Here is a 23,977-nt window from a genome sequence, read left to right as displayed (position 1 = left end):
GCGGACGAGGGCGGGACGGGTGTACCCGGGACACCCACGCGCCGAAGGGACAGCACCCGCCCGGACCCGAGGACACGTGAACACCCACCCCACAGCCACCGCTCCCGACGGCCTGCCTCGCCCGGCGCGCCGTCGGCAGCGGTGGTTCGGCGCCCGCGACCCGCGCTCGGCCGCCCGGCTGGCGATCTGGGTGATGGTGTCGGCCGCCGGGGTGCAGGTGGCGTTCGCCCTGTTCGGCACGCAGTCCCTGATCGCCGACGTCGGGTCCTGGCTCGCGGCGGCGCTGCTGCTGGTCGTCAGCGGGCTCCTGGCCCGCACCGACCCGCGCAGCCCCGACGAGCACGGCCTGCTCGCCCTGCTCCCCCTCGGCGGCGCGGTCGTGCTGTTCGGGTTGAACTGGCTGACCAGCGACACGTCGGCGGCCGCGCAGGTGTTCGCCGTCCTGCCCACGCTGTGGGCGGCCTCCCAGCTGCGGCCGGTCGGCGCGTGGTGCACCGCTGCCTTCTCGGCGTGCTCGAACACCGCGCTGGTGCTCCACCTGGAGGCATGGGAACGCGCCATCCCCGACGCCGCCTTCGTGGCCGCCACCCTCGCCATGGCCACCGCGCTGCTGACCGCCGCCGGGAACCGGCACGAGCGGCTGGTGCACCGGCTGCGCGAGCAGGCCACGGTCGACCCGCTGACCGGCCTGGTGACCCGGCACGTGCTGGACGCAGCGCTGGCCGGCGCCGTCGGCGGCGGCCAGCGCCACGGCACCGCGCTGGTGCTGGTCGACGTCGACCTGTTCAAGACGATCAACGACCGCCACGGCCACCCGGTGGGCGACGACGCGCTCCGCCACCTCGGGGAGGTGCTGCGGCAGGCGGTGCGCGGCACCGACGCGGTCGTCAGCCGGATGGGCGGCGACGAGCTGGCCGTGCTGCTGACCGGCTGCCCGCCGGACGTGGCCGAGCGCCGCGCGCAGGAGATGGTCGCCGCCGTCCGGGCGCACCCCCTGCCCCTGGCCGGCGGCGACTGCCTGCCGCTGACCGTGAGCGTGGGGGTGGCCCAGTCACCCACCCACGCGGGCGACGTCCGGACCCTCTACACCGCCGCAGACGCGGCGCTCTACCGGGCCAAGGAGGCCGGCCGCGACCGCGCGGTCAGCGCAGGGTGACCTGGCGCGAGAGCAGCCCCGCCCGCGCCCGGCGCTCGTCGGCGGTCAACGGGTCGGTCACGGCCAGCGCGGCGATGAGCCGCTGGTCCAGCTCGCGCGAGGGGCCGGTCCAGTCGGCCGCGGGCACGTCGGCCGGGACGTCCCACACCGGGACGACGAGGCCGTGCGCGCGGAAGGCGCCGGCGTACTTGGTGCCCGCCCCCAGGGTCAGCTGCTCGGCCGCCCCCAGCCGGGCCAGCGCGTCGAGCAGCTGCTCCTCCGGCTCGGGGCGCACCCAGCGCACGTGCGCCCGGTCGGTGGCCGGGCGGCACCAGTAGGCCGCGCCGAGGCCCTCGAGCCGCACGGTCGGGATGATCGCCTCGTTGGCCTGCTCGAGCCCCGCCATCGCGGCCGGGCCGGCGCCGGTGCCCTCGAGCCAGAAGCCGAAGTCGTCGTGCACCGTGACCTCGAGGTCGGCGGCCGGGTCCAGCAGGTCCTGCAGGCGCGGTCCGGCCGAGCCCTCGGCGCCGATGGGGCCCGGGTCGACGGGCGCGCCGGCCGGGGCCTCGAGCGCGGCGGCCAGGGCAGTGCCCAGGTCGCGGCTGACGTCGTCGGAGGAGGTGGCCAGCTGCACCCCGAGCAGGATCTCCCCCGACGCCCGCACCAGCGCCGGGGCACCGCCGGGCAGCACGCTGGCCAGCGTCGCGGTGCGGCCGTCGGTCGTGGTCAGGGTGGCGGTGGCCGCCGGGACGAGTTCGCGCAGGGCCACCCAGTGGGTCTCGCCGGGCAGGCCCTCGAAGGGTCGGGTGACCACCGGCGCGTACGCCGAGCCGTGGCAGTGCTTGTACTTGCGCCCCGAACCGCAGGCGCACGGCGCCTTGGGGTTCTGCTCGCCCGCCGCGGCGGCGGGAGGTGCGGGACGGCGCTTGGTCTGCGTGCGGGCCATGCGTCCGAGACTATGCGGGCGCCCGGCGGGCCACGGTGCACACTCTCCCGGTGCTGGACCTGACCGACCCCGCCGTCGTCGAGAACCCCTACCCCGCCTTCGCCGCGGCCCGCGCCCAGGCGCCGGTGCAGTGGGACGAGGGCCTGGGCATGTGGCTGGCGTACGGGCACGCCGAGGCCAACGCGGTGCTGCGCACCCGGGCGCTGGGCCGGATCTGGACCGACCGCGCCCCGGCCGAGCGGTTCGGGCAGTTCAACCTCATCCACCGCAACGCGATCCTGGAGATGGAGCCACCGGACCACACCCGGCTCCGTCGGCTGATCAGCGCCGCCTTCGCGCGCGGGCACGTCGAGCGGCTGCGCCCGTGGGTCGAGCAACTGGCCGGTGAGCTGGTCGACGGCATGGTCGAGCGCTCGACCGCCGGCCAGCCGGTCGACCTGTTCACCGGGATGGCCGAGCAGCTGCCGGTCGAGGTGATCGCCGAGCTGCTGGGCGTGCCGCAGGCCGACCGGCCGCTGCTGCGGCCGTGGTCCAACGCGATCGTGAAGATGTACGAGTACGGCCGTACGACGGAGACCGAGGACGCCGCCGAGACCGCGGCCGCGGAGTTCGTCGGCTACCTGCGCGACCTGGCCGCGCAGCGCCGGCAGGCACCCGGCGAGGACCTGCTCACCCACCTGGTCACCGCGCGGGACGCAGACGGCGACCGGCTCACCGAGGACGAGCTGGTCACCACCTGCATCCTGCTGCTCAACGCCGGCCACGAGGCCACCGTCAACGTCACCGGCAACGGCCTGCTGGCACTGCTGCAGCGCCCCGACCAGCTGGCCCGGCTGCGCGCCGACCCGTCGCTGCTGCCGACCGCGATCGAGGAGCTCATGCGCTTCGACTCCCCGCTGCAGCTGTTCGAGCGCACCGCCACCGCCGACGTCGAGCTGGGCGGGGTGACCGTCGAGCAGGGGCAGAAGGTCGCCGCACTGCTGGGCGCCGGCAACCACGACCCCGCGGTGTTCGAGGCCCCCGACACCCTCGACGTCGGCCGCACCGACAACCCGCACATCTCCTTCGGCGCCGGGGTGCACTTCTGCATCGGTGCGCCGCTGGCCCGGGTCGAGCTGCAGGCCTCCTTCGGCGCGCTGCTGGCCCGCACGTCGGTGCTCGAGCTGGCCGGTGAGGCGCGTCGTCGTCCCGAGTTCGTCATCCGCGGCCTGGCCGAGCTGCCCCTGACGTTGCGGTGATCGTCACCCATCGGTAGAAGGTGTCACCGCTCACTGGTTTGATGCCGCCATGCGCGGCCTCATGCAGCAGACGCCCCTGACGATCGACTCGATCTTCCGCTACGTGGAGCGACACCACGGCGACAAGACGATCGTGACCAACTCGCCGACCGGCCCGGTGCGCACCACCTACGCCGAGTGGGCCGTGCGCACCCGCAAGCTGGGCGGGGTCCTGGACACCCTCGGCATCTCCGCCGACGGCCGGGTGGGCACCTTCGCGTGGAACTCCGCCCGCCACCTCGAGCTGTACTTCGCCGTCCCGAGCACCGGGCGCGTGCTGCACACGCTCAACATCCGGTTGTTCCCCGAGCAGCTGACCTACATCGCCAACCACGCCGAGGACGAGGCGGTCTTCGTCGACCGCACCGTGCTCCCGCTGCTGTGGCCGCTGATCGACACGATGACCACCGTGCGGCACGTCGTCGTGATGGACGACGGGGGCGACAACCCGATCCCCGACGACCCGCGCATCAGCGACTACGAGGAGCTGCTGGCCGCCGCCGAGCCCGTCGACTTCCGGGTCGAGGACGAGAACCTCGCCGCCTCCATGTGCTACACGTCGGGCACCACCGGCAACCCCAAGGGCGTGCTCTACAGCCACCGCTCGACCGTGCTGCACACCATGGCCGTGGTGCAGCCCAACGTGTTCGGCATGGGCGAGACCGACGTCGTCATGCCGGTCGTGCCGATGTTCCACGCCAACGCGTGGGGCCTGGCCCAGGCCGGCCCGTCGGTCGGCGCGTCGATGGTCTTCCCCGGCCCGATGATGCAGCCCAAGGCGCTGGCCGACCTGATCGTCGACGAGGGCGTCACCTTCACCGCCGGCGTGCCCACCATCTGGCAGGGCGTGCTGCCCGAGCTGGCCGGCCGCGAGCACCGGCTGCGCGACATCGGCTGCGGCGGCTCCGCCGTCCCCAAGGCCCTGAGCGAGGCCTACCGCGAGCAGGTCGGGCTGCCGATCCTGCAGGCCTGGGGCATGACCGAGACCCACCCGGTGGCCACCTCGGCCCGGCTGCCCCGCCGCCTGTTCGACGGCTCGGACGACGACCAGGCCAGCTCCCGCGCCCGCGCCGGCGTCCCGTTCATGGGGGTCGAGGTGCGCATCGTCGAGGCCGGCACGACCGACGAACTGCCCTGGGACGACGTCGCCACCGGTGAGCTGCAGGTGCGCGGCTCGACCACCGCGCTCGACTACTACAACCCCGACGCCGGCGTCGAGCTCGCCACCCCCGACGGCTGGATGAAGACCGGCGACGTCGCCGCGATCGACCCGCACGGCTCGGTGCGGATCGCCGACCGCACCAAGGACCTCATCAAGTCCGGCGGTGAGTGGATCAGCTCGGTCGACCTGGAGAACGCGATCATGAGCCACCCCAAGGTCAAGGAGGCCGCGGTCATCGGCATCCCCGACCCGAAGTGGGACGAGCGGCCGCTCGCCTGCGTCGTGGTGGCCGAGGGCGAGCAGCTCACCGCCGACGAGGTGATCTCCCACATCACCCCGATGGTGGCCAAGTGGTGGCTGCCCGAGGCGGTCGAGTTCATCGACGAGGTGCCCAAGACCAGCGTCGGCAAGTTCTCCAAGAAGGACCTGCGCACCCGCTTCGCCGACTACCAGCGGTCCTGAGGCGGCCGCCCGCCCGCCGTCAGACGACGGTGGGCGGGTTGCCGGTCTCGCTGACCATCGGGCGGCCGGCGGCCTGCCACTCGCCCATGCCGCCGCCGACGTTGACCGCGTCGTAGCCGTTGGCGTTCAACCAGGCGGCGACGCGGGCCGAGCGGCCGCCGCCGCGGCAGGTCACGTAGAGCGGGTCGCCCTCGGGGAGGTCGTCGAGCCGGGCCGGCACCTCGCCCATCGGGATGTGGGTGGCGCCCTCGACGTGGCCGGCCACCCACTCGTCGTCCTCGCGGACGTCGAGCACGACGGCACCCTCGGGCACGTCGGCGGCGGGCACGGTGGGGACCTGCTGCGGCATCGTCACGCACCCCATGGTGGCCTACCCGGGAGGATGGGGCCCGTGCACCCCGAACCCGCCCGCACCCCCGCGTGGTCGCCGTCCCGCAACGCGATCGGGTTGTGGACCGTCGAGGGGGTCCTCGGCACGCTGGTGCTGGCTGCCCTCGTGGTCGGCGCCTCGGTGGTCCTGCCCCTGCCCACGTGGGTCACCGTGCTGCTGGCGGTGCTGGTCGTGGTCGAGGGCGTGGTGGCCATCGGGGTACGGCCGCGACTGCGCCACCGGGTGCACCGCTGGGAGGTCACCGCCGACGCCGTCTACACCCTCACCGGCTGGCTGTCGCGCACCTGGACCCTGGTGCCGGTCTCGCGCATCCAGACCGTCGACGTCACCCGCGGCGCCGTGCAGCAGCTGTTCGGGCTGGCCAGCGTCGCGGTGCTGACCGCGTCGTCGCAGGGCACCGTGCGCATCCCCCACCTGGACGCCGAGGTCGCCGCCCGGGTGGCCGACGACCTGGCCCGGCGGGCCGAGCTGGTGCGGGACGAGGCGACCTGACGTGCGCACCTCCTGGCGGATCGTGCTGGTGCACACGATCACGTTCAAGCAGGCCCGGCAATGGGTGCCGGTGGTGCTGGCCATCGGGGCCGTGCGCGGGTTGAGCGACGGCCCGTGGGCGGTGGTCGCGCTCGTCGGAGCGGTCACGGCGGTCTCGCTGGTCAGCGCCGTCCTGGTCTGGTGGCGGTTCCGCTACTCCCCCGGCGAGGCCGCGGTGGTGGTGACCCGGGGACTGCTGTCCCGCTCGGTGCGCACCGTGCCGCTGGACCGGGTGCGCGGGGTGGAGGTCGAGGCACCGCTGCTGCACCGCGCGCTCGGGCTGGTGCGGGTGCGCATCGACGCCGCGGCCGGGGCGGTGCAGGCCGACGAGGAGGAGCTGGTCGTCGACGGCCTGCCGCCGGCAGAGGCCGACCGGCTGCGCACGCACCTGCTCGCCCGGCGAGCCCCCGACGTGCCCGCCGAGGCCTTCGCGGCCGACCCGCCGGAGGAGGAGTTCGCCCGGCTCGACGACCGGTGGTTGCTCTACGCCCCGCTGGTCGGCAGCTACCTGGCCGTGCCGCTGGCCGCCGTCGGCGCCCTGTTCCGGCTGGTCGACGAGCTGCCCCGGCGATGGCGCCCCGACCTGGACCGGCCCGACCTGACCGACACCGCCGTCGTCGGGCTGGTGCTGCTCGCGGTGGCCGTGCTGCTGGTGGTCGGGTCGATCGTGGGCAGCGCGCTGGTCAACTGGCGGTTCCGGCTGGTGCGGCGCGGCGGGTCGCTGGTCGCCGTCCGCGGGTTGCTCACCCGGCGGCACACGGAGCTGGAGGTCGACCGGATCCGCGGGTGCACCGTGTCCGAGGGCCTGGGCATGCGGTGGGTCCGCGCGGCCCGGGCGACGGCGCTGGTCACCGGCCTGGGCGACGCCGCGCGGCGCGGCCAGCTGCTGCCGCTGGGGCCGCGCGCCGAGGCCTGGGCGGTCACTCGACGGTTGGTCGAGGACCCCGGTCCGCTGCGCGCCCACCCCCCGGCGGCCCGGCGGCGCCGGTTGGTGCGGGCGGTGGCACCCGGGGGCGTCGTCCTGGTGGTCGGGGTGGTGCTCACCGCGGGCCTCGGGCTGTGGTGGGTGCTGCTGACCGGCGCGGTGCTGACCGCGCTCGGCGTGCCGCTGGGGCTGGGCCGCTACGCCGCGCTCGGGCACGTCGCCGGCGCCCGCACGTTCTCGGTGCGGTCGGGGTGGCTGGTGCGCGAGCAGGCGGTGCTGCAGCGCCGGGCCGTGGTCGGCTGGCAGGTGCAGCAGACGTTCGTCCAGCGCCGCCAGGGCCTCGCGACGGTGCTGGCCGCGGTCGGGGCGGGGGCGGGCGGCTACCAGGCCCTCGACGTGGCGGCCGAGGACGCCGTCCCGTTCGCGGTGGCCGCCTCCGGACGGTGGGCCGAGACCCTGGCCCCCTGACCCGGCTGGCACCCTGACCCGGCTGGCACCCTGACCCGGCTGCGAGGGTGGGCGGGTGGACGTCGCCGCGCTGCTCGCACCCCTGCCCCCGCTGACCGACGCCGGCCCGCACGACCTCGCCGGCGGGACGGCGGACGGCCTGCGGTTCGCCGAGCTGGAGCTGACCGGGGACGCCGGGGCCGCCCAGCTGCTGGAGTGCCTGCTCGAGGACTGCGCGCTGGACGGCCTGGCGCTCTCCCGGGCGCGGCTGTCGACGACGGGCCTGCTGCGCTGCCGGGCCACCGAGCTGGTCGCGCACGACGGCACGTGGCTCGACGCGGTCGTCGAGGGCGGTCGCTACGGGGCGCTCACCGCGCACGGAGCGAGCTGGACCCGGGTCACCCTGACCGGGGTGCGGGCCGACTACGTCAACCTCCGGGGGGCGACGCTGGTGGAGGTCGAGCTGGTCGACTGCGTCCTGGGCGAGCTCGACCTCGGCGGCGCCGACCTGCGCCGGGTGACCGTGACCGGCGGCGAGGTGGGCACGCTGCACGTGAGCGGTGCCCGCTGCCGTGACGTCGACCTGACCGGCGCCGGCCTGCCCGACCTCGACGGCGTGACCGGCCTGCGCGGGGCGACGATCAGCGCGGCCCAGCTGGCCGGCTGGGCGGGGGCGCTGGCCGCCGAGCTGGGCATCCGCGTCGCCCGCTGACCCCGCGGCCCCCCGGCGTGGATCAGCTGGGTGCACGAGCGGCCGTCCTGGCTCACCGGCGTCGGTGAGCCAGGACGGAGTTCGATCAGCCGGGCTGATCCATGCCAGAGCCGACGGGCGTCAGGGCAGCAGGGTGGCGGCGAGGGCGCAGGCGGCGTCGGGGTGGTCGCGGGCGAGCAGGCCCACCGCGGCGAGCACGTAGGCGGCGTCCACCACGACCTCGGCGCCGGTGAGCACCCCGCCGGCCCCGCCACGGTCGCCGGCCAGCCGGGCCACCACGGCGTCGCGGTCGGCCGCTGCGGCGTGCCGGAACACCCCGCCGGACAGCACCACGAGACCCACTCCGCGGGCCGACGAGCCACCCGGGCCGTAGGCCGCCTCGGCGCGCAGGTGCCGGCGCAGCGCCACGGTGGCCGCGGCCTCGCCGGGGGCCAGCGGGTCGTCGGCGAGCGGGGGCAGGTTCTCCGCGGCCGCGGCGGCCCGCAGGTCCTCGACCGCGTGGTGGACCCCCAGGTCGCCCTCGACGGTGCGCCGGTGCGCGGGGACGCCGACCGCCTCCCGGCGCAGCGCGGCCTGCTCGGCGTCGAGGTCGGGGACGCAGTAGACGTCGGTGGTCGCCCCGCCCACGTCGAGCACGACCACCCCGGGGACGTCGCCCGCGGCCCGCAACCCGGCCAGCACGACGACCCCGTCGAGCACCGCGTCGGGGGTGACCGCGCGCACCCACTGCCGCAGCCGGGGGTCGGTGGAGAGCGTGTCGCCGCCGATCACGTGCTCGAGGAACACCGCCCGGATCGCCGCACGGGCGGGCTCGGGGGCCAGCTCGCCGATGTCGGGCAGCACGTTGGCGCAGGCGGTGACCGGCAGGCCGCCGTCCCGCAGCACGCCGGCGACCTCGTCGGCGACCTGGGCGTTGCCGGCGAGCACGACCGGGACGGACCGGTCCCACCCCGCCAGCGCGGCGGCGTTGTGCCGCAGCACCGCGGCGTCGCCCCCGTCGGTACCGCCGACCAGCAGGACGACGTCGGGCCGGGCACCGGCCAGCGCAGCCAGCCCGGCCGCGTCCAGTCGCCCGGCCGCCACGTGCACCACCCGCGCGCCGGCCGACAGCGCGGCGCGGTGCCCGGCCTCGGCGCTGATCAGCTGCTCGTAGCCGACGACGGCCAGCCGCAGCCCGCCGCCGGCCGAGGAGCAGGCCAGTACCGGGACGTCGTCGCCGAACCCGGCGGTCGCCTCGAGCACCCCGCGGACGACGTCGTCGAGGGTGGTGGGCGCCTGCGCGGTGGCCAGCAGCTCGCCTGCGGGCACCGAGACCAGGGCCGCCTTCGTGAACGTCGAGCCGATGTCCACGCAGGCGACCAGGTCCACCCCGGCACGGTAGCCAGCCGTGCCCGCCCCTAGTGCTGGACGGCCTTCTCCGCGCCGATGCCGGTCAGCGAGCGGACCTCCAGCTCGGCGTACTTGGCGGCGTCGGCCTTCGTGCGGTCGAGCACCGTGCCCAGCCAGCCCAGGAAGAAGGCCAGCGGGATCGAGACCAGACCCGGGTTGTTGAGCGGGAACCAGGAGAAGTCGACGTCCTGGATGAGCGACGTGGACTTGCCTGTGGTCGCGTTCACCGGCGCCCCGGAGACCACCGGGGAGAACACGATGAGCACCAGGCAGGAGATGAGCCCGCCGTAGATCGACCACAGCGCACCCTGGGTGGTGAAACGCTTCCAGAACAGCGTGTAGAGGATCGTGGGCAGGTTCGCCGAGGCGGCCACGGCGAACGCCAGCGCCACCAGGAAGGCGATGTTCAGTCCGGCCTGCAGGGCCAGGATGCCCAGCCCGATGGCCACCGCGCCGATGACGCAGGAGGTGGTGCGGGCGACCCGCACCTCCTGGGTGCCCGTGGCCGACCCCTTCTTGATCACCGAGTTGTAGATGTCGTGCGCGAAGGACGCCGACGCGGTGATGGTGAGCCCGGCGACCACCGCGAGGATGGTGGCGAAGGCGACGCCGGCGATGATGCCCAGCAGCACGGTGCCGCCGAGCTCGAAGGCCAGCAGCGGTGCCGCGGAGTTCACCGCCCCCGGGGCGGCCAGGATGCGGTCGGCCCCGACGAGGGCGCCGGCGCCGTAGCCGATGACCAGGCTGAACAGGTAGAAGAAGCCGATCAGCCAGATCGCCCAGACGACGGACTTCCGGGCGTCCTTGGCGGTGGGCACCGTGTAGAAGCGCATGAGCACGTGCGGGAGGCCCGCCGTCCCGAGCACGAGCGCCAGGCCGAGGGAGACGAAGTCGAGCTTGGAGGTGCCGGTGGCGCCGTACTGGCCCATCGGCGAGAGCACGTCGCGGGCGGTGCTCTGCTGCGCCGCGGTGTCGGCCGCACCGCCCAGCAGCGAGGACAGGTTGAACCCGTACTTCCCGAGCACCCAGACGGTCATGACCAGGGCCCCGGCGATGAGCAGGGTCGCCTTGATCAGCTGCACGTAGGTGGTGCCGCGCATGCCGCCGACCAGCACGTAGAAGATCATCAGCGCCCCGACGACGACGACCGTGGCCGCCTGCGCCCCGGCGCCCTCGATGCCCAGCAGGAGGGTGACCAGCCCACCGGCACCGGCCATCTGGGCCAGCAGGTAGAACAGCGAGACCGCCAGGGTGGACAGCGCCGCCGCCGTGCGCACCGGGCCCTGCCGCATGCGGAAGGCCAGGACGTCGGCCATGGTGAACCGGGCGGTGTTGCGCAGCAGCTCGGCCACCAGCAGCAGCGCGACCAGCCAGGCGACCAGGAACCCGATCGAGTAGAGGAAGCCGTCGTAGCCGTAGACGGCGATGGCGCCGGCGATGCCCAGGAACGACGCGGCCGACAGGTAGTCCCCGGCGATGGCCAGGCCGTTCTGGGTGCCGGAGATGTTGCGGCCGGCGGCGTAGTAGTCGGCGGCGCTCTTGTTGTTGCGGCTGGCGCGGAACGTGATGACCAGCGTGATGAGGACGAAGACGCCGAAGATGGAGATGTTGACGGCGGGGTTGCCGATGGTCACTGCTGGCCCTCCGTGCGGTACTCGTGGGCCTCGAGGCGGCCGCGCATCTCGTCGGCGATGGGGTCGGTGTTGCGCGCCGAGTAGGCGACGTAGAGCTGCGTGATGAGGAACGTGGTGACGAACTGGCCCAGCCCGAGCAGCACGCCGAGGTTGACGTCGCCGAACACGCGGGTGCTCATCAGGTCGACGGCGTAGGTGGAGAGCAGCACGTAGAGCAGGTACCAGGCCAGGAAGGCCACGGTCATGGGGACGGCGAAGCGCCGGAAGCGGCGCCTGAGCTCGGTGAACTCCGGGGAGTCCTGGGCCTGCCGGTACTCCTCGGGGGTGAGCAGCCGGCGTTCGGGGTCGGTCACGGTCAGGCACCTCACTGTGGGTCCGCTGTGTGACCGCTGACACTAGACGTCCACCTCGACATCGCGTCCGACGCCGCCCGTTCCGCTCCGGTTCGGTCGCCCCACGCGGCCCACCGAGCACAACACGTCACACGCGGGCAACGTGGTGGGAACGCGCGGGCGGTGCACTGGTGCATGGCCTCCTCGCGGTCCGTCCCCGCCCCCGGTTGGTTCCCCGTGGCCCGCGCGGCCGACGTCGGCACGACCCCCGTCCCGGTGGGCGCCGGCGGTCAGGCCTGGGTCGTCCTCCGGCTGCGGCCCGGCGGCGAGGTCACGGCCTTCTCGCCGCGCTGCCCGCACCGCCTGACCACCCTGACCGCCGCCACGGTGGTGGGCGGGCAGCTGCGGTGCGCCGGGCACGGCTGGCGGTTCGCCGCCGACGGCCGGTGCACCGAGGTCCCCGCCCTCGGCCCGCACGCCGTCCCGCCGCCGCGGGCCGACCTCACCACCCCGTGGGCCGTCGAGGAGCGCGACGGCTGGGTCTGGCTGGCCCCCGACCGCACCGCGCAGCAGCGTCCCCCGCGCGCCGGTGCGGACACCGTCGCCGAACCCGTGCCCGCGCTGCCGCCCCCCGGCGGCCCGGTCCTGGACAACCTGGCGCCCGCGTTGGCGCACGCCTGGCACCCGGTCGCCGCGGCCGACCAGCTCGCCCCCGGGGGGTGGCTGTCGGTCCGGCTGCTCGGCCGCACCTGGACCCTCGAGCGCCGCGACGACGGGATCGCGGTCGCACCGGCGGCGTGGGGGGTGCGCGAGCGCGAGGGGATGGTGTGGGTCGCCCCGGGGCGGCCGGTGGCCACCGACCTGGGTGCCACCGGCGTCGGGCGGGCCCAGTGGTTGCCCCCGCTGCGCACCGCCACCCCGGCGGCGGTGCTGCTCGACGCCCTCCTCGGCCCGGGTCGGCAGGTGCACACGCTGTCCGGTGGCTTCACCGGCACCTGGGAGACCGACGACCTCCGGGTGCGCACCGAGGTCGCCGCCCCCTTCCAGCTGCTGCGCCGGGTCGAGCCGGCCGGCGGGCCCGTGCGGTGGGAGCTGGTCCTGCTGCAGCCCGAGGACGGCGATTGCACCCGCGTCCACGCCCGGGTGTCGGTCGAGGGCCGGGTCACCCGCCCCGACCTGACCGCCGCGGCACTGCGCCTGCAGGCCGCGGTCAGCCGCCTGGACCCGGCCGACCGCGGCCGGGGCCTGCCGCTGACCCCGCGCGACGAGGTGCACGTGGCCACCGACGCCCTCGGCGCGGCCCTGCGCACCACCCTGGCCGACCTCGTGGTCGCCGCCCGCAGGACCGACCAGGAGGAGGACGACGATGTGGCCGCTGCCTGAACCCACCCGCCCCGCGGACGCCGAGCGGTGGGACCCGCCGGTGATGGTCCGCCTGGCCCTGGACCACGGCTGCGACGAGCAGCGGGAGCAGGCCCAGCCACGCCCGGCCCCCTGGGGGACGCGGGCTGCCTCCACGGGGTCGTCGAGGAGGCCGTAGCGGTCCTCGGGGTCGGCAGCCAGCGCTCGGCGCACGACGTCGCCGACGACGAAACGGACTGCCCCGTTTCGTCGACCATTGGTCACCCCCACGCCGCCCTCGGGCCGTTCCCCTGCACACTGGTGGTGGCACCCTGGGTGGCGTGCAACGGACCTCCGCGCCGACGGGCGCCTTCCTCGACCTCGACGCCCTGACCGGTCGGGCGTTCGACGGCGTGCTGTTCGACATGGACGGCACGCTCATCGACTCGATGCGCGGCTCGCTCGCCGCCTGGCACACCTGGGCCGACGAGTGCGGCGTGGACCCGGCGGCCCTCGGTGCGCTCGGTGGCCTGCCCGCCCGCCGCATCGTGGCCGAGCTCCTCCCCGAGGACCGCCGCGCCGCGGCGCTGGAGCGCATCCACACCCTCGAGGTCGAGGTCGCCGGCCACGGCATCGACGTGTTGCCCGGGGTGGTCGCCGCGCTGACCGCCCTGCCGGCCAACCGGGTCGCGGTCGTCACCTCGTGCACCCGCCCGCTGCTGCGGGCCCGGCTCGACGGCTCGGGCCTGCGCCCGCCGCGCGAGGTGGTCTGCGTGGACGACATCGTCAACGGCAAGCCCTCCCCCGACCCGTTCCTGCTCGCCGCGCACCGGCTCGGGGTCGACCCGCACCGCTGCCTGGTGGTCGAGGACGCCCCGGCCGGCCTGGCCGCCGGTCGGGCCGCCGGCTGCGCCACGCTGGCGGTCGGCGACACCCACCACCACAGCGAGCTGGAGGCCGACGGCTACGCCCCCGACCTGTCGCACGTGCGGTTCGCCGCTGGACCGGCCGGGATCACCGTCTCGCTGGCGTGAGCCCCGGGGCGGACGCCGGTCTCATCCCCCAGGACGACGACACCGGGCGGTGCACTGCCTAGCGTCGCGGTGGTGGAACCGATGACCTTCGCCGACCGGGTGCGCGGGCACCCGTTCGCGGTCGACGTCGTCCTCGCGCTGGCCGTGCTGCTGGTCGGCGTCGCCTTCACCGGCAGCGGCACCGCCACCCCGGTCGACGTGGCCCTGGGCATCGGCCTGGTCGCCCCGCTGGCGTGGCGCCGGGTGGCCACCGTGCCGGCCGCGGCGGTGGTGGTCGTCGTCGGACTGGCACAGGTCGCGCTGACCAGCCAGTTCCTGCCGGCGAACATCGCCGTCCCGATGATGGTCTACGCCCTGGCCGCCTACGGGCCGCGGTGGGCCGAGCGGGCCGGCCTGGTGCTCGGACTCGTCGGGGCGTTGCTGGCCGCGCTGCGCTACTTCGGCGGCTACTCCTACTCCGGCGGCCCGCCGTCCTACGGCGGCCTGTTCGAGTTCGCCGTCACCGCCGGGGCGATCGGCGTGCTCGTGGTGGCCTGCTGGGCGATGGGGCTGGTCAAGCGCGGCCGGCTGCAGCGCGAGGCCGCCGCGCGCGAGCGGACGCAGCTGCTGGAGCTCGAGCGCGACCAGGAGCTGCGGCTGGCCGCCTCCACCGAGCGGGCCCGCATCGCCCGCGAGATGCACGACGTCGTCGCCCACTCCCTCTCGGTCGTCATCGCGCAGGCCGACGGCGGCCGGTACGCCGGACGCACCGACCCCGAGGTCGCTGTCGGGGCGCTGGAGCAGATCTCGGCGACCGGCCGGCAGGCACTGGCCGACATGCGCTCGCTGCTGGGGGTGCTGCGGGAGGGCGATGCTCAGGAGTTCGCCCCCCAGCCCGACGTCGCCACCATCCCCGCCCTGGTCGAGGACGTGCGGCGCAGCGGGCTGGACGTCGACCTGCTCACCGAGGGCGAACCGATGGAGATGGCCGGCGGCGCCCAGCTGGCCGCCTACCGCATCGTGCAGGAGTCGCTCACCAACGTGCTCAAGCACGCCGGCCCGGCCAGCCGCGCGTGGGTGCGGCTGCAGTGGCGCCCCGACGCGTTGGAGGTCTCGGTGCTCGACGACGGCCGCGGCGCCGCGGCGATGCTGGCCCCCGACGGCGACGGCCAGGGGCTGATCGGCATGCGGGAGCGGGCCGTGCTGCACGGCGGCCGGCTGGAGACCGGGCCACGGCACGGCGGCGGCTACGGCGTCCACGCCGTCCTCCCCTACCGTCGACGCCGATGACGAGCCCCCGCCCGACGACCCGCGTGGTGCTGGTGGACGACCAGCAGATGGTGCGCGCCGGGTTCCGCATGGTGATCGACTCCCAGCCCGACCTGGAGGTCGTCGGCGAGGCCGGGGACGGCGGCGCGGCGGTCGAGCTGCTGCGGCGCACGGCCGCGGACGTCGTCCTGATGGACATCCGCATGCCCGGCACCGACGGCATCGAGGCCACCCGGCAGGTCACGGCGCTGCCCGAGCCACCGCGGGTCGTCGTCCTCACGACGTTCGACCTCGACGAGTACGTCGTGGCCGCGATCGGGGCCGGCGCCAGCGGGTTCCTGCTCAAGGACGCCGCCCCCGAGGAGATGCTCGCCGCGGTGCGCACGGTGCACGCCGGTGACTCGGTGATCGCGGCCAGCTCCACCCGGCGGCTGCTGCAGCACGTGGCGCCCATGCTGCGCGGCGGCGCCGCGGCCGCGCCCGGGCGGCCCGAGCCGGCGCTGGCCGAGCTGACCCCGCGCGAGACCGAGGTGCTGGTGCAGATGGCCTACGGGGCCTCCAACACCGAGATCGCCCGGGGCCTGTTCGTCAGCGAGGCGACCGTGAAGACGCACGTCGGCCGGGTGCTGGCCAAGACCGGCAGCCGCGACCGGGTGCAGGCGGTGGTGCTGGCCTTCCGCTCGGGTCTCGTGCACCCGGGAGACCTGCTGCGCGACGCCGCCCACTGAGCCCTGGGGTGGATCCGTGGATCCGACCCCGGGATGACTCCGAAGTGCCCGGGATTGTCCTACTGTCCTCCCACGACCGCCACTCGGAGGGGACACCCCAATGCGCACTCGACGTCTGACCGCCTGCCTGGCCGCGTTCGGCGCCTCCGCCGTCGTTCTCGCCGGGTGCTCCTCGTCCCCGGAGGGGAGCGGTGACGCCGCCGAGCAGACCTCCCCGCTCAGCGAGTACATGAGCGCGGTCTACGGCGGCGACCTCTCCCCCGAGGAGCAGCAGGCCCAGTACGACGAGCAGAACCGGCAGATCGAGGAGATGGTCGCCGACTGCATGGTCGAGCAGGGGTTCGAGTACATCCCGAACACCTCGAACGGGACCGTGGTCTCCAGCGGCGACGACGTGGTCTGGGAGCCCGACGACCGCGAGTGGGTCCAGCAGTGGGGCTACGGCGCGGTGAACTCCCCGTGGAACGACCAGCCCGTCGACGACTCCCAGGAGTACGTCGACCCCAACGAGGACTACGTCGCGAGCCTGTCGGAGTCCGAGCAGACCGCCTTCTACGAGGCCCTCAACGGTCCGTCGCCGACCGAGGAGGAGATGGCGGCGATGGAGGACGGCGAGTACGAGTACGACTGGACGACGGCCGGCTGCTACGGCGCGGCCCAGCACGAGGTGTACGAGACCCAGGACCCGACGCAGTCCGAGGAGTTCGCGCCCCTCATGGACGCGATGGACGAGCTGTGGGAGACCACCCAGCGCGACCCGCGGACGGCCGAGCTGGACGCCGCCTGGTCGGCCTGCATGGACGCCGCCGGCCACGGCGGGTTCGCCACCCAGGCCGATGCCCAGAACTCCGTCTACGAGAAGCAGAACGAGCTCTACGACGCCGCGGCCCCCGCCGAGGGCGAGGAGTACGTCGGGCCCGACCAGGCCGCCATGGACGCCCTCGGCGAGGAGGAGGTCGAGCTGGCGCTGGCCGACCTCGACTGCCGCGAGGAGACCGACTACCGGCAGACGGCGCAGGACATCCAGTTCGAGCTGGAGGAGCAGTTCATCGCCGACCACAAGACCGAGCTGGAGGCCCTCAAGGCCGCGTCCGAGCAGGACTGAGCATGACCCGACCCGACGACCCCGGCACCGCCCCCCTGCACGCGGCCGACCCCGAGGAGCCCTCAGCGGACGGCTCGGCCGCCCCGGGCCGGTTCGCCGCCTGGACCAGCCTGGCCCGGCGCAACCGGGCGCTGTGGACCACCGCCGCGGTCGCGGTGGTCGCCCTGGTCGCCGGGCTCGTGCTGGGCCGGTACGTGCTGGCCCCGGACGACGCCGCGGCGCAGACCCCCGAACCCGGTCTGGTCACCGCCCCCGTCGAGCTGGGGCAGCTCAGCAACGACGTCACCATCCGCGGCGAGGTGGGCTACGCCGACCCGGTCGAGGTCACCATCGACACCTCCGGGCTGCCCGGCCCCGCGGTGGTCACCGGGCAGGTGCCCGAGGTGGGCGCCGAGCTGGGCCCGCTGTCGGTGGCCCTGGAGCTGGCCGGGCGCCCGGTCGTCGTCCTGCCCGGTGAGCTGCCGGCCTACCGCACGCTGCGCTTCGGGGTGTCCGGTCCCGACGTCGTCCAGTTCAAGGAGGCCATGCGGGCCGTCGGGCTCGACGCCGGCGACCCGGCGAACGACGTGTTCGACCGCACCGCGGCCGACGCCGTGTCCTCGCTGTACGCCCAGGCCGGCTACCCCGCGCCCGCCGCCGAGGAGGGCGCCGCCGAGGCCGTGACCGCCGCGCAGGACGGCGTCCGGTCGGCCCAGCAGGCGCTCGCCGCCGCGCAGGCCGAGCTGACGGCCAAGCGCGCCGGCCCCTCGGCCGTCGACGTCCGGACGGCGGACAACGCCGTCGCCAGCGCCCAGCGGGCCCTGGACCAGGCGTTGGCCACCACCCCCGACGACGGCGCCACCATCGGCGACCTGCGCGACGCCCTCGCCCTGGCCCAGCTGCAGCGCCAACAGCTGGGCGCCGCACCGAACACCTCGGCCGAGCAGGCCGCGGTCAGCAACGCGCAGGACGCGGTCGCCGGCGCCCAGGACGCCCTGGCCGTCGCCCAGCAGCAGGCGCTGCCCGCGCTGCCGGCCGGCGAGATCCTCTACCTGACCCAGCTGCCGCGCCGCGTCGACGCGACCGAGCTCAAGCGGGGCACGGTGCTCGAGGGGACCGCGATGACCGTCTCGGGCGCCACCCTGGGCCTGTCGGGCACCGTGGCCGCCGCCGACGCGCGGCTGCTGACCCCCGGCATGGCCGCGGCCTTCGACCTGCCCGACGGCGGCGAGTCCACCGCCACGATCGCGGCCGTCACCCCCGGTGACGACGCCGAGGCCCGGGCCACCGTCGAGCTGACGCCGGGCGACCTGACCCCCGAGCAGGTCACCGCGCTGCAGGGCAGCAACGTGCGGGTGGTCATCCCGGTGGGCGCGACCGAGGGCGACGTCCTGTCGGTGCCGCTGGCGGCGCTGACCGCCGGCCCGGGCGGTGAGTCCCGGGTCGAGGTCGTCGACGGCGACCCCCGCGACGGCGACCGGGCGCGGACCCACCTGGTCACCGTCGAGACCGGGCTGGCCGCCGACGGCGCGGTGGAGGTCCGGCCGAGCGGGGGCGACCTCGACGAGGGCGACCTGGTCGTGGTCGGCGGATGACCGCGCCCGCACCGGCGGTCGACCCGGTGGGCAGCGAGGAGGCCTGCCCGGCCATCGAGCTGCGCGACGTGACCCGCTCGTTCCCGGGACCGCCCGAGGTGCAGGCGCTCAAGGGCGTCAACCTGACGGTGCCCGACGGCGACTACCTGTCGATCATCGGCCCCAGCGGGTCGGGCAAGTCCACGATGCTCAACCTGCTGGGCCTGCTCGACCGGCCCACCGTCGGGGAGTACCGGCTGGGTGGGGTGCTGACCAGCACGCTCACCGAGGACGAGCGGGCGGCGCTGCGGGCCCGTCAGCTGGGGTTCGTCTTCCAGGCCTTCCACCTCATGTCCCGGCGCTCGGTGCTGGACAACGTGATGCTCCCGATGCTCTACGCCGGCACCCCCAGGGCCGAGCGGGAGCCCCGGGCCCGCGCGGCCCTCGAGCGGGTCGGCCTGGGGCACCGCATGGACTTCCTGCCCGGGCGGTTGTCCGGCGGCGAGCGCCAGCGGGTCGCCGTCGCGCGGGCCGTGGCCACCCGGCCGCGGGTGCTGCTGGCCGACGAGCCCACCGGCAACCTCGACCAGACCACCACCGGCGAGATCATGGCGCTGTTCGAGGAGCTGCACGCCGACGGCCTCACCCTGGTGCTCATCACCCACGACGGCGGGGTGGCCCGGCGCGCCCACCGCCGCATCCGGCTCACCGACGGCCGCGCGGAGGAGGTGTGAGGCTGCCTGTGCGGGCTGGCCGTACCCCCGCGGCGCCGTGCCCCGAGGTGGTCGGGAAGGTGCCCGCCGCCGACCGGTTCACCCTCGCCGACCTGCTCGGCGAGGCCACCGCCGACATCGGCTCCCGCCCCGGCCGGCTCGTCACCACCGTCGTCGGCACCGTGCTGGGGGTGGCCGCGCTCATCGCCACCATCGGCTTCGCGCAGACCGCCGCCGGCCAGATCGCCCGGCAGTTCGACGCCGCGGCGGCCACCTCGCTGGTGGTCACGCCGGGGACCGCGGAGACCGGCGGCTCGGGTGGGTCGACCGTGGCCACCGGGGTGCTCCCGTGGGACGCCGTCGACCGCATGGAACGGCTGGCCGGGGTGCAGTCCGCGGCCCTGCTGGCCGAGCTGTCGCTGCCCGAGGCGACCGTCACCGCCGTCGCGGTCAACGACCCCTCCCAGGCGCCGGTCGCGCCCCCCGCGCTCTACGCCGCCTCGGCCGAGCTGCTGGACACCGTCGGCGGGCACGTCGCCACCGGCCGGTTCTTCGACACCGGGCACGACGCCCGCGGTGACCGGGTGGTGGTGCTCGGCAGCCGGGCGGCCACGCGGCTGGGCGTCGAGCGGGTGGACAACCAGCCCTCGATCTTCGTCGACGGCATCGCCTACGCAGTGCTGGGCATCGTCGACCGCACCGACGTGCGCGGCGAGCTGCTGGACGCAGTGATCATGCCGACCGGCACCGCCCGCGGCGACGTCGGGCTGCGCACCCCCGGGGACCTGCAGGCCCGCATCGCCGTGGGCACCGGGCCGCAGCTGGCCGAGCAGGCCCCGCTGGCGCTGGCGCCCGACGAGCCCGGCACCCTCGACGTCCAGGCGCCGTCGGCGCGGTCGCAGCTGGGCCAGTCGGTGCAGGCCGACGTCAACGGCGTGTTCGTCATCCTGTCGGTCATCGTGCTGCTGGCCGGCGGCGTGGGCATCGCCAGCGTGACCATGCTGTCGGTGGTGGAGCGCACCGGGGAGATCGGGCTGCGCCGGGCGGTGGGTGCCACGTCCCGGCAGATCGCCGGCCAGTTCGTGGCCGAGTCGGTGGTCATCGGCCTGCTGGGCGGGCTGATCGGGGCCGCGGTGGGCGTGCTGGCCGTCGTCGGCATCTCGGCGGCCCGCGGCTGGGCGCCCGTCGTGGACCCGTGGGTGGCGCTGGGCGGCACGCTGCTGGGCGCCGTCCTGGGGTTGGTCGCCGGTGGGGTGCCCGCCCGCCGGGCCGCCCGCATCGAGCCGGTGGAGGCCCTGCGCGGCGGCACCTGACCGCGCGTCGGTTTGCCCTCCTCGGCCGGCACGAGGAGGGTGGGGACTCCCAGTTCCGACACCGAGGCGTCCGTGGCGGGGCACCGACGCCGCCCAGCAGGTGATGAGCATGCGCTCCCCCGTCCCCTCCGCCGTCACCTCCACCGGGCGCCCTCCGGGTCCCCCGCAGGACGGCATCGACCTGGGCCCGGTCCGGCTGCACCGCGTCCACCACGACGCGCCCGCCGGGTACGCGCTGACCCCGACCACCGACCTCGTCGTCCTGCACGTGCGCGCCGGGCACGTGCAGACCACCGACGCCGGGGTCCGACGACGGCTGGGGCCCGGTGACGTCGCGCTGGCCGCCCGGCCCGACGCCGAGCTGACCGTCGCCGTGCCCGCCGGCACCACCGTCGACGTGACGACCGTGCACCTCCCCCTGCTGGTCGACCTCGACCCCCAGGACGGCGCGCGGCGCACCGCGCGCCTCCGACCGCACACGCTGGACCACCGGTCGGCCGCCGTCTGGCGGCACACCACGGCCTACGTGCGCTCGACCCTCGACGGCGGCACCGGGCCGGACCCCGGCGCACTGCTGCTGCACGCCCACGGCCGGCTCGTGGCCGCCACGCTCCTGGAGCTGTTCGACCCGCCGCCGGCAACCCGGCCCGACCCGCAGCCGGCCTCCCTGCGCCGCGCGGTCGCCCACATCGAGGCCCACCCCGACGTCGACCTCGACGACCTCGCCCGGGTCGCCGGCGTCGGGGTCCGGGCCCTGCAGCTGGCCTTCCGCAAGCACCTGGGCACCACACCCCTGGCCCACCTGCGCCGGGTCCGGCTGGAGGGGGTGCACGCCGACCTGCTGGCCGCCGACCCCGAGCGCGCCACCATCGCACGCATCGCCGGCGACTGGGGGTTCGCCGATCCCAGCCGGTTCACCGCCCAGTACAAGCAGGCCTACGGGCGCCTGCCCAGCCACACCCTGCACACCTGAGCGGGCCGGTCAGAGGCGGGGCACCGGACGCCGGGCGCGTGGCCGCGGGAGGACCTGCGGCACCTCCCCGGTGAGCAGGATCTGCTCGGCGAGGTCGGCCAGCCGGGTGTTGGTGTGGTTGCTCACCGTGCGCAGCAGCTCGGCGGCCGTGTCGTAGGGGAGCTTGTGCGCGGACATGGCCACCCCGATGGCGGCGCCGATGACCCGGTTGCTGGCCAGGGCCCGCTGCAGGTCCACCACCTCCAACCGCGCCTGGACGACGGCCACCCCGGCGGCGAGGTCGGGCAGGGCCACCTCGACCTGCTCGACGACCGACGGGTCCGCCAGGTCCGGCCCCGTGCCGTGCACCACGAGCACCGCCCGCGCCCGGGCCGTCCCGGGCAGCGCGGTCGCGACGACCGACCGGACCGGGGGCGTGGGGCCGTCAGCGGCGAGGTCCCACCGCGGGTCGGCCCAGACGTCGCCGGTCACCACGAGCTGGTCGGGGTCGGCCGCGGCGGTCACCGCGGGTCCACCGCCCGCCGCGGCCTGGACCGTGTCGAGGTCCAGGCCGGCCGGCCCGCTGCTCGCCCACGGCCGCAGCCGCGAGCCCTGGGTCACCGTCACCACGGTCGCCGAGACCGCCGCCGGCAGCGCGTCGACGAGGTCGACGAGCGCGGCGTGGGCCACCTGCGCGAGCTCCTCCGGCGAGCACACCGCGGCGCGGGTGGCCGTCCGCTCCGGGGTGCCCGCCGCCCGGGCCGGGGCGCTCATCACTGCTCACCGGGCAGCAGCCCGGAGGTGGTCAGGGCGCGGGCCACGTCGCCGATCGGGCGGCGGGCGGTGCGCGCGGCCGACCGCAGCCGGGCGAACGCCTCGTGCTGGGCCAGGCCGTCACGGGCCATCAGGTAGCCCACGCCGCGCTCGATCGGCGCCCGGTGGCTGATGGCGTACTCCAGCTGCGCGGCCAACCGGCCCGTCTCGTGGGCCTGCACGCCGACGGTGAGCATGGTCTCGGCCACCCGCCCGAAGCGGACCAGCGCCCGCACCTGGTCGGCCGACCACCGCACGGGCGAGGAGTGGTGCACGTCCAGGCTGCCCACGACGGTCCCCTGCAGGCTGAGCGGGGTGCCCAGCACCGCCCCGACCACCTGCACCTCCGCGGCCTCCCCGGCCCGCCCGAGGGCGGCGGAGAAGCCCGGCCAGCGGGGGTCGGCGCAGGCGTCCTCGGTGGTGGTCGTCGCCCCCTGCAGGTAGGCGTCGACGCACGGGCCCTCGCCGGCCTCCAACTGGGCGTCCTCGAGGGCCCAGCTGGTGGTGTCGGTGGCCACCACGTAGCGCAGGTGCCCGTGCTCGTCGGCGAGCATCAACCCGCAGCCGGCGATGTCGAACAGTCCGGCGCAGGCCTCGACCACCCGCTGCAGGGCCGCGTTGAGCAGGTCCTCGCCCGCGGGGGGCTCGGCGGTCCCCAGGTCGCGCAGGGTGCGGGCCAGGGTGTGCGCGTCGACCGGGTGCACGGTGTTCACGGCGTCGCTGTTCACGGCATCGCTCCGTCGAGGTCGTCGAGGTCGTCGAGGTCGGCCAGGTCGTCGGTGAGGTGGGCGACGTCCTCGCCGCGACTGGCGGCCGACAGGACGAGCACGTCGGCGACCAGGGCGGCGAAGGTCTGCAGGGCGGCCTGCTGGCGGTCGGTCCACGGGTGCGGGGCCGGGTCGACGCCGTTCAGGTTGCCGACCACGACGTCACCGGCCAGCACCGGCGCCGACATGACCGCGCGCACCCCGCTGCCCCGCAGCAGCGGGGCCAGGTCGGCGTAGTCGGGCACCGCGAGCACGTCGGCGACCGCGATCGGGATGCCCGCCCGGTGGACGTCGGGGCCGGGACCCGCGCCGGTGGTCTCCTGGGCCCGTTCCAGCTGGTCGGCAGCCGACCCGCTGCTGCTGACGGTGCGCAGCCGGTCGGCCGAGTCGCGCAGCAGCAGCCCCGCGCACTCCACGGCCAGCAGCTCCGCCACCGACACCACCAGGTCGTCGAGCCGGGCCGCGACCTGCGTGATCGAGTCCGGCGTCATGCCGGCACCTCCGGCGCCCCGCCGTCGCCGGCGCCGCCGTCGGGCACCAGGGTCAACCGGCCCGGCAGCGTGGCGCAGAGGACGCGCAGCGTGCGCGGCGGGTCGAGCACCAGCAACCGGCCCGCGTGCAGCACGACCTGGTCCTGCACCAGCAGCAGGGCGCGGAACCCGCGGGCGTTGACGAAGTCGCACCCGCCCAGGTGCACCACCACCACCTGGTGCAGCCGCAGCCCGCGCCCGCCGTGCACGTGCTCGGTCAGCTGGGCAGCACCCAGGTCGTCCAGTGCGCCCCGGACGCGGACGACGAGCTGGCCGTCCTCCACGACGACGTCGTCCCCGGTCCGCGGCAGCAACCGCCGCCACCACCGCGGGGGCGGCGGCGCGGCGGCCGGGTCGGGTTCGTCGGCGGCGTGCCGGCCGCGCGCGCTCGGCGGACGTGCCGTGTTCGGGTACGTGGACAACACAGCGCGCTCCATCCGTCGTCGACCATCAGGTCACCGCGGACACAGGGCGGTGGTGGTGCTCCCCGGCCGGTCGTCCCGGCCGGGTACCGACCCTTTCGCGCCTGAGCGGTTC

At 75.6% G+C, this 23,977-nt stretch carries 24 protein-coding genes; 15 read left to right on the top strand and 9 right to left on the bottom strand.

Annotated elements, in window-relative coordinates; translation table 11 throughout:
• Nucleotides 1-76 precede the first annotated feature (76 nt).
• Complete coding sequence (locus TEK04_RS14660) at nt 77-1,156, top strand: GGDEF domain-containing protein (protein ID WP_336405090.1); 1,080 nt, start codon at nt 77-79, stop codon at nt 1,154-1,156.
• Here the strand turns inward: TEK04_RS14660 and TEK04_RS14655 are convergent.
• A complete protein-coding gene (locus TEK04_RS14655) occupies nt 1,143-2,081 on the bottom strand; it encodes a DUF5926 family protein (RefSeq protein ID WP_336405089.1) in 939 nt (312 codons plus the stop codon). The genes TEK04_RS14660 and TEK04_RS14655 overlap by 14 nt on opposite strands.
• Nucleotides 2,082-2,131: 50 nt before the next feature.
• On the opposite strand from TEK04_RS14655, the gene TEK04_RS14650 reads away from it, so the two are divergent.
• The gene (locus TEK04_RS14650; protein ID WP_336405088.1) at nt 2,132-3,319 is read left to right on the top strand and encodes a cytochrome P450; all 1,188 of its coding nucleotides are present in this window, start codon (nt 2,132-2,134) and stop codon (nt 3,317-3,319) included.
• A 49-nt stretch (nt 3,320-3,368) separates the two neighbouring features.
• Nucleotides 3,369-4,982, top strand: a complete 1,614-nt coding sequence (locus TEK04_RS14645) for a long-chain fatty acid--CoA ligase (RefSeq protein WP_336405087.1) — start codon at nt 3,369-3,371, stop codon at nt 4,980-4,982.
• 19 nt (nt 4,983-5,001) lie between these two features.
• On the opposite strand, the gene TEK04_RS14640 is transcribed toward TEK04_RS14645, so the two are convergent.
• Complete coding sequence (locus TEK04_RS14640; protein ID WP_336405119.1) at nt 5,002-5,331, bottom strand: rhodanese-like domain-containing protein; 330 nt, start codon at nt 5,329-5,331, stop codon at nt 5,002-5,004.
• Between the two features lie 33 nt (nt 5,332-5,364).
• Between TEK04_RS14640 and TEK04_RS14635 the strand changes: the two genes are divergently transcribed.
• From TEK04_RS14635 to TEK04_RS14625, 3 genes are read left to right on the top strand one after another with little or no spacing between them, the layout of a single operon-like run.
• Entirely contained in the window at nt 5,365-5,865 is a 501-nt protein-coding gene (locus tag TEK04_RS14635; protein WP_432277346.1) for a PH domain-containing protein, read from the top strand.
• 1 nt (nt 5,866) lies between these two features.
• The gene (locus TEK04_RS14630) at nt 5,867-7,297 is read left to right on the top strand and encodes a PH domain-containing protein (RefSeq protein WP_336405085.1); all 1,431 of its coding nucleotides are present in this window, start codon (nt 5,867-5,869) and stop codon (nt 7,295-7,297) included.
• A gap of 55 nt (nt 7,298-7,352) precedes the next feature.
• On the top strand, nt 7,353-7,988 hold the full coding sequence (locus tag TEK04_RS14625; RefSeq protein WP_336405084.1) for a pentapeptide repeat-containing protein: 636 nt from the start codon (nt 7,353-7,355) through the stop codon (nt 7,986-7,988).
• A gap of 120 nt (nt 7,989-8,108) precedes the next feature.
• Here the strand turns inward: TEK04_RS14625 and TEK04_RS14620 are convergent, their stop codons facing one another.
• From TEK04_RS14620 to TEK04_RS14610, 3 genes are read right to left on the bottom strand one after another with little or no spacing between them, the layout of a single operon-like run.
• Nucleotides 8,109-9,356 carry a glutamate mutase L gene (locus TEK04_RS14620; protein ID WP_336405083.1) on the bottom strand — a complete coding sequence of 416 codons (1,248 nt, stop codon included), beginning with the start codon at nt 9,354-9,356 and terminating at the stop codon, nt 8,109-8,111.
• Nucleotides 9,357-9,385: 29 nt separating this feature from the next.
• The gene (locus TEK04_RS14615) at nt 9,386-11,011 is read right to left on the bottom strand and encodes a solute symporter family protein (protein WP_336405082.1); all 1,626 of its coding nucleotides are present in this window, start codon (nt 11,009-11,011) and stop codon (nt 9,386-9,388) included.
• Nucleotides 11,008-11,364: a DUF485 domain-containing protein gene (locus tag TEK04_RS14610; RefSeq protein ID WP_336405081.1), complete on the bottom strand. Its 357-nt coding sequence runs from the start codon at nt 11,362-11,364 to the stop codon at nt 11,008-11,010. The genes TEK04_RS14615 and TEK04_RS14610 overlap by 4 nt, the downstream gene beginning before the upstream one ends.
• Nucleotides 11,365-11,538: 174 nt before the next feature.
• Here TEK04_RS14610 and TEK04_RS14605 point away from each other — a divergent pair, with 174 nt between their 5' ends.
• The 9 genes from TEK04_RS14605 (at nt 11,539) to TEK04_RS14565 (ending at nt 21,351) form a co-directional block, all read left to right on the top strand.
• Complete coding sequence (locus TEK04_RS14605) at nt 11,539-12,726, top strand: Rieske 2Fe-2S domain-containing protein (RefSeq protein WP_336405080.1); 1,188 nt, start codon at nt 11,539-11,541, stop codon at nt 12,724-12,726.
• A 299-nt stretch (nt 12,727-13,025) separates the two neighbouring features.
• Entirely contained in the window at nt 13,026-13,718 is a 693-nt protein-coding gene (locus tag TEK04_RS14600) for an HAD-IA family hydrolase (protein WP_336405079.1), read from the top strand.
• 81 nt (nt 13,719-13,799) lie between these two features.
• Complete coding sequence (locus TEK04_RS14595; RefSeq protein WP_336405118.1) at nt 13,800-14,987, top strand: sensor histidine kinase; 1,188 nt, start codon at nt 13,800-13,802, stop codon at nt 14,985-14,987.
• Nucleotides 14,984-15,694: a response regulator gene (locus tag TEK04_RS14590; protein WP_336405078.1), complete on the top strand. Its 711-nt coding sequence runs from the start codon at nt 14,984-14,986 to the stop codon at nt 15,692-15,694. The genes TEK04_RS14595 and TEK04_RS14590 overlap by 4 nt, the downstream gene beginning before the upstream one ends.
• 100 nt (nt 15,695-15,794) lie before the next feature.
• Nucleotides 15,795-16,799, top strand: a complete 1,005-nt coding sequence (locus TEK04_RS14585; protein WP_336405077.1) for a hypothetical protein — start codon at nt 15,795-15,797, stop codon at nt 16,797-16,799.
• 2 nt (nt 16,800-16,801) lie between these two features.
• Nucleotides 16,802-18,373, top strand: a complete 1,572-nt coding sequence (locus tag TEK04_RS14580) for an efflux RND transporter periplasmic adaptor subunit (protein WP_336405076.1) — start codon at nt 16,802-16,804, stop codon at nt 18,371-18,373.
• The gene (locus TEK04_RS14575; RefSeq protein WP_336405075.1) at nt 18,370-19,086 is read left to right on the top strand and encodes an ABC transporter ATP-binding protein; all 717 of its coding nucleotides are present in this window, start codon (nt 18,370-18,372) and stop codon (nt 19,084-19,086) included. Before TEK04_RS14580 ends, TEK04_RS14575 begins: the two co-directional genes overlap by 4 nt.
• A 59-nt stretch (nt 19,087-19,145) precedes the next feature.
• The gene (locus TEK04_RS14570) at nt 19,146-20,378 is read left to right on the top strand and encodes an ABC transporter permease (protein WP_336405074.1); all 1,233 of its coding nucleotides are present in this window, start codon (nt 19,146-19,148) and stop codon (nt 20,376-20,378) included.
• 109 nt (nt 20,379-20,487) lie between these two features.
• Nucleotides 20,488-21,351 (top strand): helix-turn-helix transcriptional regulator, encoded by an 864-nt coding sequence (locus tag TEK04_RS14565; protein WP_336405073.1) that lies wholly within the window; start codon nt 20,488-20,490, stop codon nt 21,349-21,351.
• Nucleotides 21,352-21,360: 9 nt separating this feature from the next.
• On the opposite strand, the gene TEK04_RS14560 is transcribed toward TEK04_RS14565, so the two are convergent.
• From TEK04_RS14560 to TEK04_RS14545, 4 genes are read right to left on the bottom strand one after another with little or no spacing between them, the layout of a single operon-like run.
• Nucleotides 21,361-22,104, bottom strand: coding sequence for an ANTAR domain-containing protein (locus tag TEK04_RS14560; RefSeq protein WP_336405072.1), 744 nt, complete (start codon nt 22,102-22,104; stop codon nt 21,361-21,363).
• Nucleotides 22,104-22,871 carry a GAF and ANTAR domain-containing protein gene (locus TEK04_RS14555; protein WP_336405071.1) on the bottom strand — a complete coding sequence of 256 codons (768 nt, stop codon included), beginning with the start codon at nt 22,869-22,871 and terminating at the stop codon, nt 22,104-22,106. Before TEK04_RS14555 ends, TEK04_RS14560 begins: the two co-directional genes overlap by 1 nt.
• A complete protein-coding gene (locus TEK04_RS14550; RefSeq protein ID WP_336405070.1) occupies nt 22,868-23,401 on the bottom strand; it encodes a GAF domain-containing protein in 534 nt (177 codons plus the stop codon). The genes TEK04_RS14555 and TEK04_RS14550 overlap by 4 nt, the downstream gene beginning before the upstream one ends.
• Nucleotides 23,398-23,862 carry an STAS domain-containing protein gene (locus TEK04_RS14545; protein ID WP_336405069.1) on the bottom strand — a complete coding sequence of 155 codons (465 nt, stop codon included), beginning with the start codon at nt 23,860-23,862 and terminating at the stop codon, nt 23,398-23,400. Before TEK04_RS14545 ends, TEK04_RS14550 begins: the two co-directional genes overlap by 4 nt.
• Nucleotides 23,863-23,977: the final 115 nt, after the last annotated feature.

Origin of the sequence: Klenkia sesuvii (assembly GCF_037083825.1) — a bacterium.
GTDB classification, from domain to species: domain Bacteria; phylum Actinomycetota; class Actinomycetes; order Mycobacteriales; family Geodermatophilaceae; genus Klenkia; species Klenkia sesuvii.
This window is presented reverse-complemented; position numbering and strand designations above follow the sequence as displayed.

What these genes read in the sequence shown, in the direction of transcription:
- TEK04_RS14655 (WP_336405089.1), bottom strand. Translation starts at nt 2,081, where the DNA reads ATGGCCCGCACGCAGACCAAGCGCCGTCCCGCACCTCCCGCCGCCGCG.
- TEK04_RS14645 (WP_336405087.1), top strand. Translation starts at nt 3,369, where the DNA reads ATGCGCGGCCTCATGCAGCAGACGCCCCTGACGATCGACTCGATCTTC.
- TEK04_RS14640 (WP_336405119.1), bottom strand. Translation starts at nt 5,331, where the DNA reads ATGCCGCAGCAGGTCCCCACCGTGCCCGCCGCCGACGTGCCCGAGGGT.
- TEK04_RS14635 (WP_432277346.1), top strand. Translation starts at nt 5,365, where the DNA reads ATGGGGCCCGTGCACCCCGAACCCGCCCGCACCCCCGCGTGGTCGCCG.
- TEK04_RS14605 (WP_336405080.1), top strand. Translation starts at nt 11,539, where the DNA reads ATGGCCTCCTCGCGGTCCGTCCCCGCCCCCGGTTGGTTCCCCGTGGCC.
- TEK04_RS14595 (WP_336405118.1), top strand. Translation starts at nt 13,800, where the DNA reads ATGACCTTCGCCGACCGGGTGCGCGGGCACCCGTTCGCGGTCGACGTC.
- TEK04_RS14590 (WP_336405078.1), top strand. Translation starts at nt 14,984, where the DNA reads ATGACGAGCCCCCGCCCGACGACCCGCGTGGTGCTGGTGGACGACCAG.
- TEK04_RS14585 (WP_336405077.1), top strand. Translation starts at nt 15,795, where the DNA reads ATGCGCACTCGACGTCTGACCGCCTGCCTGGCCGCGTTCGGCGCCTCC.
- TEK04_RS14580 (WP_336405076.1), top strand. Translation starts at nt 16,802, where the DNA reads ATGACCCGACCCGACGACCCCGGCACCGCCCCCCTGCACGCGGCCGAC.
- TEK04_RS14575 (WP_336405075.1), top strand. Translation starts at nt 18,370, where the DNA reads ATGACCGCGCCCGCACCGGCGGTCGACCCGGTGGGCAGCGAGGAGGCC.
- TEK04_RS14565 (WP_336405073.1), top strand. Translation starts at nt 20,488, where the DNA reads ATGCGCTCCCCCGTCCCCTCCGCCGTCACCTCCACCGGGCGCCCTCCG.
- TEK04_RS14560 (WP_336405072.1), bottom strand. Translation starts at nt 22,104, where the DNA reads ATGAGCGCCCCGGCCCGGGCGGCGGGCACCCCGGAGCGGACGGCCACC.
- TEK04_RS14550 (WP_336405070.1), bottom strand. Translation starts at nt 23,401, where the DNA reads ATGACGCCGGACTCGATCACGCAGGTCGCGGCCCGGCTCGACGACCTG.